Raw genomic sequence first — 15,920 nt, 5'->3', positions numbered from 1 at the left:
TGCAGGTATTACAGGAACTGGAGAAGCACAGTGGCCGACACCACATCAGCCCGCCGGGTCGCGATTCTCGGCGGTAACAGGATTCCGTTCGCCCGATCCGACACCGCTTACGCGCAGGCGTCCAACCAGGATATGTTCACCGCGGCGCTGACCGGGCTCATTGACCGGTTCAACCTCAGCGGGGAGCGGCTCGGAGCCGTCGTCGGGGGCGCCGTGCTCAAGCACAGTCGCGATTTCAACCTGATGCGTGAATGCGTCCTCGGCAGCGCCCTGTCGCCCTACACGCCGGCCTACGACCTGCAGCAGGCCTGCGGCACCGGACTGCAGTCGGCGATCGCCGTTGCGGGAGGTATCGCGCTGGGCCAGTACGACTCGGGTGTGGCTGGCGGAGTCGATACCACCTCCGATGCGCCGATCGCCTTCGGCGACGACCTGCGCCGGGTGCTGTTGGGCCTGCGGCGCGCGAAGTCGAATGTGGATCGCCTCAAGCTCGTCGGCAAGCTACCCGCAGCGCTCGGGGTGGAGATCCCCTCCAATGGTGAACCACGTACCGGCATGTCGATGGGTGAGCACGCCGCCGTCACCGCCAAGCAGATGGGCGTCAAGCGCGTCGAGCAGGATGCGCTCGCAGCCGCCAGCCATCAGAACATGGCCGCTGCCTATGACCGCGGGTTCTTCGACGACCTCATCACCCCGTTCCTCGGGCTCTACCGCGATAACAATCTCAGGGCGGACTCCACTGCAGAAAAGTTGGCGAAACTGCGACCGGTCTTCGGCGTCAAGAACGGCGACGCGACGATGACGGCCGGTAATTCGACCCCGTTGACCGACGGCGCATCGGTGGCCCTGCTGGCCACCGATGAATGGGCGCAGGAGCGTGCCCTGCCGGTGCTCGCATACTTCGTCGACGGGGAGACCGCCGCGGTTGATTACGTCAACGGAGACGACGGGCTGTTGATGGCGCCGACGTATGCGGTGCCCCGTCTCCTGGCGCGCAACGGACTGGCGCTGCAGGATTTCGATTTCTATGAAATCCACGAGGCATTCGCGTCAGTGGTGCTGGCCACTCTCGCCGCATGGGAGTCGCCGGAGTACTGCAAGACCCGGCTCGGATTGGACACCGCGCTGGGGTCGATCGACCGCTCCAAACTGAACGTCAACGGGTCATCTCTGGCCGCTGGTCATCCCTTCGCAGCAACCGGCGGACGGATCGTCGCACAGCTCGCCAAGCAGCTGGCGCAGAAAAAAGCCGAGACGGGCAAACCTGTTCGCGGCCTCATCTCGATTTGCGCAGCGGGCGGCCAGGGCGTTGCTGCCATCCTCGAAGCCTGACGTCTGAGGATCAGGCGAGGTTGCTCAAAAAAAGTCCAGAAATAAGCTCTGGGTTTCGTAACACGGCCGCCCGGGTAAGCGATGATATGGATAGCTCCGTGTTGCCGTCTGACCCCCCGACCCGACGGCAACACGGAGCATCCTCTTGTCCGGGTCCCTGTGGACGCGGATAAACAGACCGCCGCTGGATATGAGGGGAATCCAGCGGCGGTCACCTAAGCCATAAAAAATCCCGGTACGCCAGTGGCGCACCGGGATTTCTCTGTGTCCGTCAGAAGGACGCTTCGTCCAATTCCATGACCTCGTTGTCGATGTTCTCGATGACCGAACGGGTGCTGGTCAGCAGCGGCAGGAAGTTCTTCGCGAAGAACGACGCGACCGCGACCTTGCCCTCGTAGAAGGACTTCTCCGAGCCCGTGGCACCGGCGTCGAGCTTCTCGATGGCGACCGCAGCCTGACGCTGCAGCAGCCAGCCGATGACCAGATCGCCGACGCTCATCAAGAAGCGCACCGAACCGAGACCCACCTTGTAGATGCTGGCGGTGTCTTCCTGCGCGGCCATCAGGTAGCCGGTCAGCGTGGCGGCCATGCCTTGCACGTCGACCAGTGCGGTGGCCAGCAGCTCGCGCTCGCTCTTCATTCGACCGTTGCCCGACTCGTTCTTGACGAACGTGTCGATCTGTCCGGCCACGTGGGCCAGGGCCACACCCTTGTCGCGGACGATCTTGCGGAAGAAGAAGTCCTGCGCCTGGATGGCGGTGGTGCCCTCGTACAGCGAGTCGATCTTGGCGTCGCGGATGTACTGCTCGATCGGGTAGTCCTGCAGGAAGCCGGAGCCACCGAAGGTCTGCAGGCTTTCGGTGAGCTTGGCGTATGCCTGCTCGGAGCCCACGCCCTTGACGATCGGCAGCAGCAGGTCGTTGACCTTGACCGCCAGGTCGCCATCCACACCGTGGAGTGCCTTGGCGACCTCGGCGTCCTGGTAGGACGCGGTGAACATGTACAGCGCGCGCAGACCCTCGGCGTAACCCTTCTGGGTCATCAGCGAACGGCGCACGTCCGGGTGATGCGTGATGGTGACGCGCGGTGCGGTCTTATCGGTCATCTGGGTCAGATCGGCGCCCTGGACCCGGCTCTTGGCGTACTCCAGTGCGTTCAGGTAGCCCGTCGACAGTGTGGCGATTGCCTTGGTACCCACCAGCATTCGGGCCATCTCGATGACGTCGAACATCTGCGCGATACCGTCGTGCACCTCGCCGACCAGCCAGCCCTTGGCCGGTACACCGTGCTGGCCGAAGGTGAGCTCGCAGGTGGTGGACACCTTGAGGCCCATCTTGTGCTCGACATTGGTGACGAAGGCGCCGTTGCGCTCGCCCAGCTCGCCGGTCTCGCCGTCGAAGTGGAACTTCGGCACGAAGAACAGGGACAGACCCTTGGTGCCCGGGCCGGCACCCTCGGGGCGGGCCAGCACCAGGTGGAAGATGTTCTCGAACATGTCATCGGAATCGGCAGAGGTGATGAACCGCTTCACGCCATCGATGTGCCAGGAGCCGTCGTCCTGCTTGACCGCCTTCGTACGACCGGCGCCCACATCCGAGCCGGCATCGGGCTCGGTGAGCACCATCGTCGAGCCCCAACCGCGCTCGGCGGCGATGATGGCCCACTTCTTCTGCTCTTCAGTGGCCAGCTTGTAGAAGATGCTGGCGAAGCCGGCGCCGCCGCCGTACATCCACACGGCGGGGTTCGCGCCGAGCACATGCTCGGCCAGCGCCCAGACGATCGCGCGGGGGACTGGCGTGCCGCCCAGCTCCTCCTCGATACCGACCTTGTCCCAGCCGGCGTCGATCACCGCGGCGACGGACTTCTTGAACGCCTCCGGCAACTTCACGGAGTGGGTCTCGGGATCGAACACTGGCGGGTTGCGGTCGCCTTCGACGAACGAGGCGGCGACCGGCCCTTCGGCCAGCCGGCTCATCTCGTGCAGCATTTCCCGCGCCGTATCGGCGTCGACGTCGCTGTAGCTGCCCTGGCCGAGGGCCTTTTCGAAGCCCAGTACCTCAAAGAGGTTGAACTCCTGGTCGCGCACGTTGGACTTGTAGTGACTCACGATGCTTCCTCCTCGATGAGAATCCATCTGGATCAGGCTGGTTAAGCAGGCTGTTTGGTCAGGCTCATATGGTTGGGCGCTATGGCTAAGTTACCCACCAGTAACCCCCGTAACTATACCGGCCGGTAACCCAAACGCAAGTCGATGTGAGCTACTCAACCCACTGGTTGGGTTGGACTCGGTGCAATTCTTTTGCGCACCCTTCCCATTTCGCCCTTTGTGCTGGCCAGCCCGGGTTACGGTGACCGAATGGCACAACGCGTAGCGGTCTGGGGAACGGGCAATATGGGTGCGACGGCGATCAGATCGTTGCGTGGTTTCCCTGGTTTGGAGCTGTCCGCGGTCATCACATCCTCGCCGGAAAAGGCGGGTCGCGACGCAGGTTCCTTCGCCGGCCTGGACGAGACCACCGGCATTGCGGCGACCACCGATATCGACGCCGCACTCAACGGTTGCGATGCAGTGGCCTACATGGCCTCCGGCGATATCCGTCCCGACGACGCGGTGGCTGATGTGGAGCGTTGCCTGCGGGCGGGCCTGCATGTGGTCACGCCGGCCCTGTACTCGCTCTACGACCCGACCTCCGCGCCGGTCGAGCTGCGTGAACGCCTCGCCGACGCGGCCGAAACCGGTGGGGCGTCACTACTGGTCAGCGGCGTGGACCCCGGCTGGGGCAATGACGCGCTGGCAGTAATGGCCGCCGGGCTGTGCACCCGGATCGACACGATCCACTGCCAGGAGATTTTCGACTACTCCACCTACGACCAGCCCTATGCGGTCCGGGTGTCCTGCGGATTCGGCGGATCGATGGATGAGATGCCGATGATGCTGTTGCCGTCCATCCCGACCATGGTGTGGGGCGGAAATATCCGACTGATCGCTCGCGGCCTTGGCCTTGAGATCGACGAGATCACCGAAGAGCTGGAACGCCGACCACTCGAATCGGCCGTCGATAACGTGATGGGGCATTTCGAGGCGGGCACCCAAGGGGCGTTCTGGCTCAAGGTCATCGGTTCGGTGGCGGGGCGGCGTCGCGTTGTCATCGACCACATCACCCGCATCGATCCGTCCTGCGCACCCGATTGGCCGCAGCCGGACGAAGGCGTCGGCGACCATCGGGTGATCGTGCACGGCGATCCGGAGCTGTCCATCGTCGTGCGGGCAGATCTGCCCGGCGGTACCAGGGCGGACGGCGGCAACACCACCGCAGCCAATCGCCTCCTCGGTGCCATCGGCTGGCTGGCGCAACAGAAGCCGGCGATTTACGACGGCCTCGATGTGCCGTTGCGACAGGAGCGGCTGCCCGCGGTGGAGGCGGAGCGCTGGGCGCACTGAGCCCCGTCAGTCCTGCGGCGCCTCCGACTCGGGCAGCTGACTGACGAGGTGCCCGGCGAGCCCTCCGATGGTCGGATAGTCGAATACCGCGGTCGCGTTGATGGTGAACGCACCCCCGAACTGACTATCCAACCGGTTGCGGAGTTCGATCGCCATCAGCGAATCGGTACCCAGGTCCAGAAATGAACTGGTCGCGGCGGGCGGTTGTGCGAGCCGCAGGAAGGTCTGTACCTCGCGCTGAAGAAATTCGGTCACGAAACCGGTGCGCTGGCCCACTGGGATGTCTTGCAACTGCCGAAGCAACTCACTGTCACCGGTGACCTCCCCGATGGCGCTCGGCAGAACGAGGTCGAGAATCGGCGGACGTGCACTGCCCAGCACCTTGGCTGCCCGCTGCCAGTTGGCCTTGATGACGCTGGCTTGGCCGGTTCCGTTGGCGACGGCCTCAGCGAGGGCGCCCAGTGCCGCCGTCGGGTCGAGCGGAATGAGGCCCTGGGCGCCGATGTTTGCGCGCGCGGCCTCCGAAGAGGCCATTCCTCCTTGGGCCCAGGGGCCGAAGTTGACACCGGTGGCAGGCAAGCCCGTCGCCCGTCGTTGCGCGACCAGGCCGTCAAGCCATGCGTTGGCCGTGGCGTAGTTGGACTGGCCGGGTGAACCGAACAAACTCGATACCGACGAGGACACGATGAAGAACTCCAGTGCGTCGCCTCTGGTCAAACGATCCAGATGGCTGGCGCCGAATGCCTTGGGCGCCAACACTGCTCGGAATCGCTCCAGGCTCTGCTGCGATAGCAGGGCATCGTCGAGCACGCCGGCCAAGTGCGCTACCCCCGCGAGCGGCGGCAATTCCGCGCGGATTCGCTCCAGCAGTTTCTCGACCTGAGACTCCTCGGAGATATCAGCAGCGAAGGCATGGATGCGGCACCGGTAGCGCTCGGCGATATCGTCGATCAAGCGTTGCGCATCGGCGTCTGGTGCGCGCCGGCTGGTCAACACGATGTCACCGGCACCGAGCTGGGCCAGATATGACGCCGTATGCAAGCCGATCGCACCAAGTCCACCGGTGATCAGATAGGTCCGATCGCCGCGCGGCTGCAGAGCGTTTGGTATCTGCAACACGATCTTGCCGATATGACGGGCCTGTTGCATCCGACGGAACGCGGCTCTTGCCTCCGTCAGCGGGTAGATCTCCGCGGGAAGAGGCGTCCACTCTCCTGTGGCCAACCCCTCTGACACCTGAGTCAGCAAGTCGCGAATGCGCTCGGGATCTTCAATGGTTACCGTATCCAGCGCCACGATCTCGTAGGCGATATCGGGACGGGCCGCGGCGATCTGCTCCGGTGTCCAGATGTCGCGCTTGGCGATCTCGGCGAAACGACCGTTCTGGGCGGTGGCCCGCACGGTCGCCTCGAGGAACCCCTCGTTGGTGAGGCTGTTGAGCACGACGTCGACACCTTCGCCGTCAGTATCCGCGAGGATCTGGTCGGCGAAATCGGTTGTCCGCGAGTCATATACGTACTGAATACCCATCCTGCGCAGCGTCTCGCGCTTGTAGGTGCTGGCCGTGGCAAAGACCGTCGCACCGCACTGCAGGGCCATCTGAATTGCCGCGAGCCCGACGCCACCGCTTGCGGCGTGGATGAGCACGCGGTCACCGGGTTTGACCTGCGCCCAGTCGAACGCAAGCCGTACTGTCAAGGCCGCAGCAGGGATCGTCGCCGCCTCGACAGCGCTCACGCGAGAGGGAATCGGTGCCAGCAACACCGCCGGCACGTTGAACCGGCTGGCGAATGCGCCCTGCATGAAGCCGTAGACGCGCTGACCCACCTCGAGTCCCGTTACGTCGCTACCCAATTGAGTGACGACGCCGGCGAAATCCCCGCCGATCGGTCCGGGATCACCCGGGTAGAGTCCGAGCACATTGAGCACGTCACGGAAGTTCAGACCCGCGGCCTCCACCCGGACCTGCACGTAACCGCCGTCTGGCGGCGGTACGTCCGTCTCGGTCAGCCTCAGGTTGTCGATCGCGCCACGCTCGGTGGGTGCCAAGACGTAGTCGGTTGAGCGTGGCACCGTGAGATGTCCGCTGCGTGCCCACGGCAGCAGCCGCGACGCCAGTAGCTTCCCTTGCCGCAACGCGAGCTCAGGTTCGGTCAGCGCTGAGCCCGGGGTGGCGAGTAGGCCGGCCAGTGCGCGTACCGCCTCCGGTGAGTTGTCGCAATCGACCAGCTTGGCGTGCAGTGCCGGTTCCTCGTTGATCGTGGTGCGGCCGAATCCCCACAGCGCCGCCTGTACTGGGTCGACCGGTTCGCCGGACTCGGTTGCTACGGCCCCATCGGTGACAATCCACAGTCCGCCAGGTAGTTTCACGCCGCCCTGCACCGTATGTACGGCGCTGAGCAGATTGGCGAGCTCCTTCTCGATCCGTGCAGCCAAGCTCTCCGCCCCAGCTGTCGAATCGTCGGCACATGTCGCGGCGCGCCACACGACACCGGAGAACGGCACACCGCGTTCCTGCGCCTGCGCCAGCAGTTGTCCAAGGAGCTCCGGATCGTTCGCCTGATCGACCGGGATGCAGCCAGGGAGTTGTGCGGCCAAGTCGTTGAATCCGGCAATCAGCCATGTGCCGTCGGGTAGTGCGATGTCGTCATCGCAGGACGACGGCGGCGGCGGCACCTCGTGCCAGCCAACGGTGTACAGCAGACGGGTGGCGTCGCCGCCAAGACCGCGCAGCAACGCCTCACGGGGTGCGCGTTTGACCGTGAACTCGCGAATCCCGCCGAGCGCTCGGCCATCCCGATCGACAAAGTCCAGATCGAAGACCTGGGTCTCGTTGTCGAGGCCGCTTTCGTGCCACCTGGCACGGCAGTAGAAACGTCGAGGCATCTTCTCCCGCAGCGTCACCTGTCCGTATCGCAACGGCAGGAACAGATCATTTACGCCCTGCTCGGCTGCGAGCACTGCCGGGAACGCTGGGAAGGCAACACCGGTGCACAGGTCCATCAGCACCGGGTGCATCGGCTCGGTTCCGAGTTGTTCGGCGAGTTCTTCACCAACGACGATGTCACCGATCGCTTCGCCCGCACCGAGCCACAGCGACTTCAACGAACCCGACCAGGTGGGTCCCCACGCCAGCTCCAGATCGGCGAAGGTGTCGAACAATTCCTGCGGGCGCATGCGGTTCAGCCGTTCGATGGCGATATCGATCGGCTCGCCCGGCTCAGATAACGGCTCGTCAGTTCCGTCGCCGACACCGCTGACGACGGTACCTTCGGCGTTCAGGGACCATTCGCCATCGTGTGTACCGTACGCGCGGCTGTGTACCTTGAACGTCGAACCGGTGCCGTCGTCGAGCGGATGCAACGTGAGCTGTACCTCGCGAGAACTCTTCTCGGGCAGGATGATCGGCTCGTAGAAGAAAACATCCCGCACTCGCGCCGGCGGACCGGCGGCGGCCAGGGCCATCGCCGCATAGGTCGCCCCAGGGACGACCACGGTCCCGTAGATGACGTGATCAGAAAGCCACGGCTGCGATTTGACCGATAGCCTGCTGGTGTAGACGCAGTCGCCCGAAGCGAGTTGCTTTGCACTGCCGAGGATTCCAGCGACCGTCTCACCGGGCACGCCCGATCCGGAAAGCCCCGAAGTCTTGGGCCAGAAGCGGCGGCGCTGGAATGGATAGGTGGGCAACTCCACTCTGCGGCGGGGTTGGCTATGCAGCGCGGCGAATTCGGGTCGTTGGCCGGCAACGTAGGTACCGGCGAGCGCGTCGGCGATCTGACGTCGGTCGCCGACACCCTTGCGCAATGACACGATCGCGCGCGGTGCGGCCAAGTGCTCCGGCCAGACCTGCACCGCAGCCCCGGTCAACACCGGTTGCGGGCCGATCTCCATCAATACCGAGCATCCCAGGGCCGCCACCGTGCGTACGCTCTCGGCGAACTGCACCGGCTGACGTGAATGCCGCCGCCAATACTGGGCGTCGATCGGGGTCTGGGCCGTCAGTACAGCGCCTGTGCGGTTACAAACCAGCGGCAGCGTCGGGACTGCGAACTCCAATTGCGCTGCAAACGATTCGAATTCGTCGAGCACAGGATCCAGCAATTCGGAGTGGAAGGCATGGCTGGTCTGTAGCCAGGTGCAGCGGACCGCTTCGTCATTGAATCTGGCGACTACCTGTTCCAGGTCCTCACCTGGACCTGATAACACGGTGTTAGGTCCGTTGTAGGCGCCCACGGACACCCGTGGGTATTCACCGGCGATCTCTTCGACATTCTTGGCGTCGGCGAATACCGCCACCATTCGCCCACCGGATGGCAGGCTCCCGAATAGCCGGCCGCGTTCGGCCATCAGCCGAGCGCCGTCCTCGATTGTCAACACGCCTGCCACACAAGCCGCTGCGTACTGGCCCACGCTGTGTCCCAGCACCACATCGGGCTCTATGCCCCACGACTGCCACAGCCGGGCCAGGCCCATCTCGACGGCGAATAGCGCAGGCTGCGCAAATGACGTGTGCCGCAGTGTTTCGCCATTGTCGCGATCGGTGGCGAACATTACCTCCAGCAAGGGGCGCGGCAATATCTCTTTGACCGCATCCGCACAACGTGTCACGGTCTGCGCGAAAACCGGCTCTGCATCGAATAACTCATGCGCCATGCCCGGATACTGGCTGCCCTGCCCGGTGAACAACCACGCCGTCGTCGGGCGGTGCGTGTGCTCGCCGCGATTGACGCCGGGGCGAAGGCGATTCTCGGCCAAATCGGCCAGGGCCTCGCGCGCGCCGGCGACCGAATCGACGACGAGAGCGGCCCGATGTTCAAAATGCGAACGACCCGCGCCGGCGGTAAGGCAGGCATCGGCAAGGTCGACATCGGGATGGGCGGTCAGCCAGGTCTGATAACTGCTCGCCAGCGCCACCAGCGCTTCCGGTGACCGCGCTGACAGCGCCAGCACGTTGAAGGGCTGCTCGTCAACACCCGACTCCGGAATCGCCGGTTGTGCCGGCGCCTCCTCGAGCAGCACGTGCGCATTTGTGCCGGTGAACCCGAAGGAGCTCACACCGGCCCGCCGAGGCCTGCCGTTGGTCTGCCAGGGGACCGCTTCGTCCACGACCCGTACGGGCAACGAGTCCCAGGCAATGTGCGGCGACGGGTTCTCGAAGTGCAGGCTCTTCGGTAGCAGTTCGTGCTGCAGTGACAGCACGACTTTGATCAGACCCGCTGCCCCCGAGGCTGATTCGGTGTGGCCGATATTGCTCTTCACCGATCCCATCAGCAATGGCCGCTCTTCGTCACGAGAAGCGCCGTACGCTGCTGCGGCCGCGGCCACCTCGATCGGATCACCCAGTGGGGTGCCGGTACCGTGTGCCTCGAGGTAGTCGACGTCGCCGCCGGTCACACCGGCGCGGGTCAGCGCGGTCCCGATGAGTCGTTGCTGTGCAGCACCATTGGGCACTGTCAGACCACTGGAAGCGCCATCCTGATTGACCGCGCTGCTGGAGATAACCGCGCAGATCCGATCGCCGTCGCGCTCTGCGTCACTGAGCCTCTTGAGTACCAGAATCCCGCAGCCCTCACTGCGCACGTAGCCGTCGGCGGACGCATCGAAGGTCTTGCATCGCCCGACCGGAGAAAGCATCCTGGCGCGGGAGGCGGCGATGACCGTCACCGGGCTCAGCAGGACGTTGACCCCGCCGGCCAATGCCATATCGCAGTCGCCGAAGCGCAACGCCTGGCAGGCCTGATGCACGGCCACCAACGCCGAGCTGCAGGCGGTATCGACCGCCATCGCCGGCCCTTCGAGGCCGAGCGCGAAGGCAACCCGACCGGAAATCGCGTTGAGCGCGTTGCCGGTGATGAAGTACGGCTCGATTTTCTCGATCGATTCTGATGACAGCAGATGCGCGTACTCGTTGGCGGCCACACCCATGAAGATTCCGGTCTGGCTGCCGCGTAGGGCCGCCGGCGAGTACCCGGCGCGCTCTAGACCTTCCCATGCCGTTTCGAGTGTCAGGCGCTGCTGTGGCTCGATCCAGACGGCTTCGCGGGGGGAGATGCCGAAGAACTCGGGATCGAATCCGTCGATACCGTCGAGGAATCCACCGAAGCGCGTGTAGGTCTTACCCGGGGTCTCTGGATCCGGGTCATAGAACTCGTCGATATCGAATCGGTCCTCGGGGATTTCCTGAATCGCATCGATACCGCCGGATAGCACGTCCCAGAAGGCTTCCGGATTGGGTGCGCCGGGAAAGCGGCACGATACCGCGACAATCGCGATCGGTTCGTCTGTGCGCAGCGGTGCCGCCGACGCGGGCGCAGGCAGCTCAGGTTGCTCGTTGAGCCCGAGCACGTCGCGCAGGAGATAGTCGGCCACGTCGGACAGCCGGGGGTGGTCCATCACCAAGGTGATCGGAATGTCCTTGCCCACACCTTGTTCGATACGGCGCCGTAGTTCGACTGCCATCAGTGAATCCATGCCCAGGTCAAAGAAACCGACGTCCTGGCGGATCTCCGCGGCGTCGACGCGCGTCACTTCTGCCACCGAGCCGCGCAGGTAATCGGTCAGGAGCTTCTTGCGCTGTTGCACGGGAGCATTGGTGAGCTGCTCGACCAGTTGGGTCTTTCCGGAAGGCAATTCGACCGGAACCGTGTCGGGTAGCTCGCGCTCCAACTCGGCCAGGAGTGCCCGTCGCCCCGCCTGCTGGTAGAGCGGCAGGAAACGGGCCCAGTCGATCCGGGCTACCACCCCCTGTGCCGAGCCGTGCGCCGACGAAACTGCTACGACGTCGGCCAGACCTGCCAGTGCGTCGGCAGGAGATAACGTCCGAACGCCTCGCCGATCCAGTCGCGCACGCGATTCCGCATCGGCCATTCCGGTCGACCATGGACCGAAGTTGACACTTGTCCCGTGGGTGCCGTTGGCGCGCATGCGCCAAGCCAGCCCGTCGAGGAAGGCGTTGGCCGCGCCGTAGGCGGTCTGTCCGAATCCGCCCCATATCGACGCGATCGAGGAGGTGCTGATGAAGAAGTCGAGCTGCAGATCGGCGATTGCTTCGCTCAAATGCCAAGCACCCCATACCTTCCCGGCGAAGACGCGATCAATCTCGGCGTCATCGAGGTTACTCAGCGGGGTAGTACCCAGCTCACCCGCGGCGTGGACGATGCCGGCCAACTGTGGTAACTGCGCCGCCACGGTGGCGAGCAGGCGTGTCACGTCCTGTTCGTCTGCGATATCTGCCGTGACGATCCGGAACTCGCAGTCGTACTGGTCGGTGAGCGCGCTGATGCGCTGTTGCGCGGTATCGCTGGGGCCACGTCGGCTGGTCAGCACCACGTGTTTGGCACCCTGGGCGGCCAGATATCCGGCAATCTCCAGACCAATGGAGCCGAGGCCCCCGGTCACGACATACGTGGCGTCGGAACGAAGATTCAGCGGTGCAACGGTTCGCTGCTCGTCCTGACGAACCAGCCGGGGCACATAGATCGCTTGATCTCGCAGGGCGATCTGGTCTTCTCTGATCGCCGACTGATGCGATGTCGCAACGAGATTGATGAAGTGTGACCATTCCTCGGGTGTGCCTTCGCTTACATCCGCGAGGCCGCCCCACACCTGCGGAAGCTCCAATGCCGCGGCCCGGCCAAATCCCCAGAGGCAACTCTGGTTCGGCGCCACGGTGTCGGCGTCGGTGACGTGTTGTGCGTCGCGGGTTACCACCCAGATGGGCCTGCGCAGCTCGGCGGCGACCGCGGCACGGAATAGCCGCCGTGTTCCGCCCAGGATGCGGTGTTGCATCCGCAGCAGTGACTGCATCGAGGGAGCATCGTCGCAGTCGAGCGCCGCGACGTTCACGACATACAGTGCCGAATCAGCTGCTGACGCAGCCCGCAACGTGTCCGCGAGCGCTGCGGTGTCTGCATCAGTTGCCGGTAACGCAAGGAGTCGATATCGCCGTCCATGTGCGGTCAGTGTGTCGAGCAGCGGCTGAATCGCCGGGGAATCATCGCCGATGAGAAGCCAGGTCGATTCCGCGTCGGTGAGCGCACCGGCACTTGGCGCAGCGGATTTCTCCCAGCGAATCTCGTAGCGGTCATCTGCGACGGGCTGGACGCTGCGTTGTTGATTATGCTGCGCGGCAAGCGAGGTCAGCACATTCAGGGTCTGTTGATCACCGCTCGTGCCCTGGAGCATGGCCGCGAGTTCCTCGATTCGGCCGTCCTCGAGGAGGCGGAGAGCCTGGGTGCGGGCAACCGGTGGGCGGTGCTGTTTGGCGTGATCCTGATCGTCGTTGAACCAGTACTGGCGGTGCTCGAACGGATACGTTGGGAGGTCGAGCTTGCGTGTATGCGCCTGACGAAGTGCGTCGAAGTCTGGGAGATGGCCACACACGTATGCGTCGGCAATCGCTTCGGTGAATTGTCGGTGGTCGGCGGTGTTACGACGGAGCGAGGCGATCGCCCGCGGCGCGGTGGCCGGGTCGGGCCATGCCCGCAGGGCCGCGGCGGTAAGCACCGGTTGTGGGCCGATCTCAAGTAGCAGTGTGCAATTCAGCTCAGCAAGGGTGCGCACGCTCTTGGCGAATTCCACCGGTTGGCGTGCGTGCCGACGCCAATAGGCGGCGTCGAGTTTCACGCTCCTGCCGAGCGTGCTGCCGGTGCGATTGTCAATCAGAATCCGTTGTGGCGGCGCAAAAGTAAACTGTTGAGCATACGATTCGAACTCGTCGAGAATCGGATCGAGTAGCGCCGAGTGGAAGGCGTGGCTGGTGTCCAACCAGTCGCACCGGATACCGCCGGCCGTCAGCCCGGCCAACGCCTTCTCCAGGTCTGGGGCGGGTCCCGACAGCACGGTGTTGGCGCCGTTGTAGGCGGCGACCGACAGAGTTGGGAAGTCTTCGGTCAGGCTCTCGACACGCTCGGCGGCGGCGAACACCGCGACCATCCGGCCACCCGCAGCCAGGCTGCCGAAGAGGCGGCCGCGCTCGGCCATCAGTAGCGCGCCGTCTTCAAGACTGAACACCCCGGCGACGCAGGCCGCCGCATACTGGCCGACGCTGTGCCCCAGCACCACGTCGGGTTCGAAACCCCGTGACTGCCAGAGGCGAGCCAGGCCCATCTCCAGCGCGAACAAGGCGGGTTGCGCATAGCTTGTTTGCCGCAGCGCCTCTTCGCTGTCTGGACCATCTACATCGAAAACCACTTCCAGCAAAGGCTTTTCGAGGCGGTCGGCAACCGCTGCCGCGCAGCGATTCAGCGTCTCGGCGAATACCGGCTCGGTGTCGTACAACTCCCGCGCCATGCCGAGGTACTGGCTGCCCTGGCCGGTGAACAACCACGCCGTCTTCGGCGTGTGATGTGATTCGCCGCGCACCAGACCCGGTGCTGGTCGGTCATCTGCGAGCGCGTCGAGTAACTCGAGCGCAGCGGCTTTCGAGTTGACCACCAGTGCGGCCCGGTGTTCTAAGTGTGCGCGCCCCGCCCCGGCGGTGAGGCACACGTCCGCCAAGGTGGCGTCGGGGTGCGCACTCAACCAGCTGCGGTATTGATCGGCGACCTGCAGCAATGCGGTGGGTGTCCGGGCCGAGAGCGCAAGGATGTCGAACCGTCGTTCATCGCTCGGTTCGGTCAGGGTATGCGCGGTCGTCGGCGCTGGTGCTTCCTCGATGATGACGTGCGCGTTGGTACCGGCAAATCCGAATGAGCTGACGCCGGCAATACGTGGCCGGCCGCTCGGCTCCCAGGGGGTGGACTCCTGCACAACCTTCACCGGGAGGCGGTCCCACGGGATGTGCGGCGAAGGATTCTTGAAGTGCAGGTGTTTGGGCAAAGTCTGGTGTTCGAGGGAGAGGATGACCTTGATCACGCCGGCGATGCCCGCAGCAGCTTCTAAGTGCCCGATATTCGTCTTCGCCGACCCGATCAACAGCGGCCGGTCGGGGTCGCGTCCCACGCCGTAGGCGGCACCTGCGGCTTGGGCCTCAATCGGGTCACCGAGCGAGGTGCCGGTGCCGTGTGCCTCAAGGTAGTCGACGTCGCTGGGGTGCAGGCCGGAGCGTTGCAGCGCGTCGGTGATGACCCGTTGCTGGGCAACACCGTTCGGTACCGTCAGACCACCCGACGCGCCGTCCTGGTTGATCGCGCTGCCGCGGATGACGGCCCGAATTCGGTCGCCATCGCGGAGTGCGTCCTGCAGCCGCTTGATGACGATGACACCGCACCCCTCGCCGCGCACGTAGCCGTCCGCGGCAGCGTCGAAGGTTTTGCACATGCCGTCGGACGCGAGCATGTGCGCGTGCGAGAAGGTAATCATGGTTGCGGGTGTGAGCAGGACATTCGCACCGCCGGCCAGCGCCAGGTCGCATTCCCCCAACGTCAACGCCTGGCAGGCCTGATGGATTGCCACCAGCGAGGAGCTGCACGCCGTGTCGACGGCGACGGCTGGCCCCTGAAGTCCCAACCGGTAGCTGATCCGTCCCGCTGCTGCGGCATTCGACGTTCCGATCGCCAGGTAGGCCTCGATCTCGGGGTAGTCGAGCCCCTCGGATGCCATTCCCAGGTAATCGTGGGTTGCCAGTCCGACGAATACGCCGGTATTGGTGTTAGCCAAGGCTGTTGGCGCGGTGCCCGAATGTTCGACCGCACGCCATGCCGTCTCCAGCAGCAGGCGGTGCTGCGGGTCCATGAACCTGGCCTCGCGCGTCGACATACCGAAGAACGGCGCATCGAACCCCGTTACGTCATCGACGAAGCCCGCGCGACGGGTCACGATCTTGCCCGGCACGCCGGGTTCGGGATCGAAGAACTCCTCGGCATCCCAACGGTCTTCGGGCACTGTGGAAACCGCGTCACGGCCCTCGCGCAGCACGTCCCAGAACCCCTCGGCCGTCTGTGCGCCTGGGAAACGAGCCGCATAGCCGATCACGGCAAAACGCGGCGCAGATTCGATCTGGTATTCAGTGCGTCCCATGGACGTTATCCTCCGTAGGTTGGCCGGTAGGGTAACTTACTCAAGCGTAAATTAACGTACGCGGCAGTCGCTCGGTGGCGCTGCGAGTTATCCGCCCCTGAGGGTCGGCTCGCGCTCACTGTGGCGGCCCACTATGGCACGGGTACCTGTGGCCAGCGTGTGTAGCGTGCCAACGCAGCTCACT

4 protein-coding genes are annotated in these 15,920 nt (G+C 64.6%); 2 read left to right on the top strand and 2 right to left on the bottom strand.

Annotated features, from left to right (window positions below):
* Nucleotides 1-30 precede the first annotated feature (30 nt).
* Nucleotides 31-1,332, top strand: coding sequence for an acetyl-CoA C-acetyltransferase (locus ADBZ9O_RS30885; protein ID WP_526527319.1), 1,302 nt, complete (start codon nt 31-33; stop codon nt 1,330-1,332).
* Between the two features lie 271 nt (nt 1,333-1,603).
* Here ADBZ9O_RS30885 and ADBZ9O_RS30880 read toward each other — a convergent pair whose 3' ends face one another.
* Entirely contained in the window at nt 1,604-3,439 is a 1,836-nt protein-coding gene (locus tag ADBZ9O_RS30880; protein WP_526527318.1) for an acyl-CoA dehydrogenase C-terminal domain-containing protein, read from the bottom strand.
* A gap of 285 nt (nt 3,440-3,724) precedes the next feature.
* Here ADBZ9O_RS30880 and ADBZ9O_RS30875 point away from each other — a divergent pair, with 285 nt between their 5' ends.
* Entirely contained in the window at nt 3,725-4,774 is a 1,050-nt protein-coding gene (locus tag ADBZ9O_RS30875; protein WP_526533686.1) for an NAD(P)H-dependent amine dehydrogenase family protein, read from the top strand.
* A gap of 6 nt (nt 4,775-4,780) precedes the next feature.
* Here the strand turns inward: ADBZ9O_RS30875 and ADBZ9O_RS30870 are convergent, their stop codons facing one another.
* Nucleotides 4,781-15,736, bottom strand: a complete 10,956-nt coding sequence (locus ADBZ9O_RS30870; RefSeq protein WP_526527317.1) for a type I polyketide synthase — start codon at nt 15,734-15,736, stop codon at nt 4,781-4,783.
* Nucleotides 15,737-15,920 lie beyond the last annotated feature (184 nt).

It is taken from the genome of Mycobacterium sp. (assembly GCF_965229105.1).
Lineage (GTDB): Bacteria > Actinomycetota > Actinomycetes > Mycobacteriales > Mycobacteriaceae > Mycobacterium.
The sequence above is the reverse complement of the archived record's forward strand: the minus strand, read 5'-3'. Positions and strand labels throughout refer to the sequence as shown.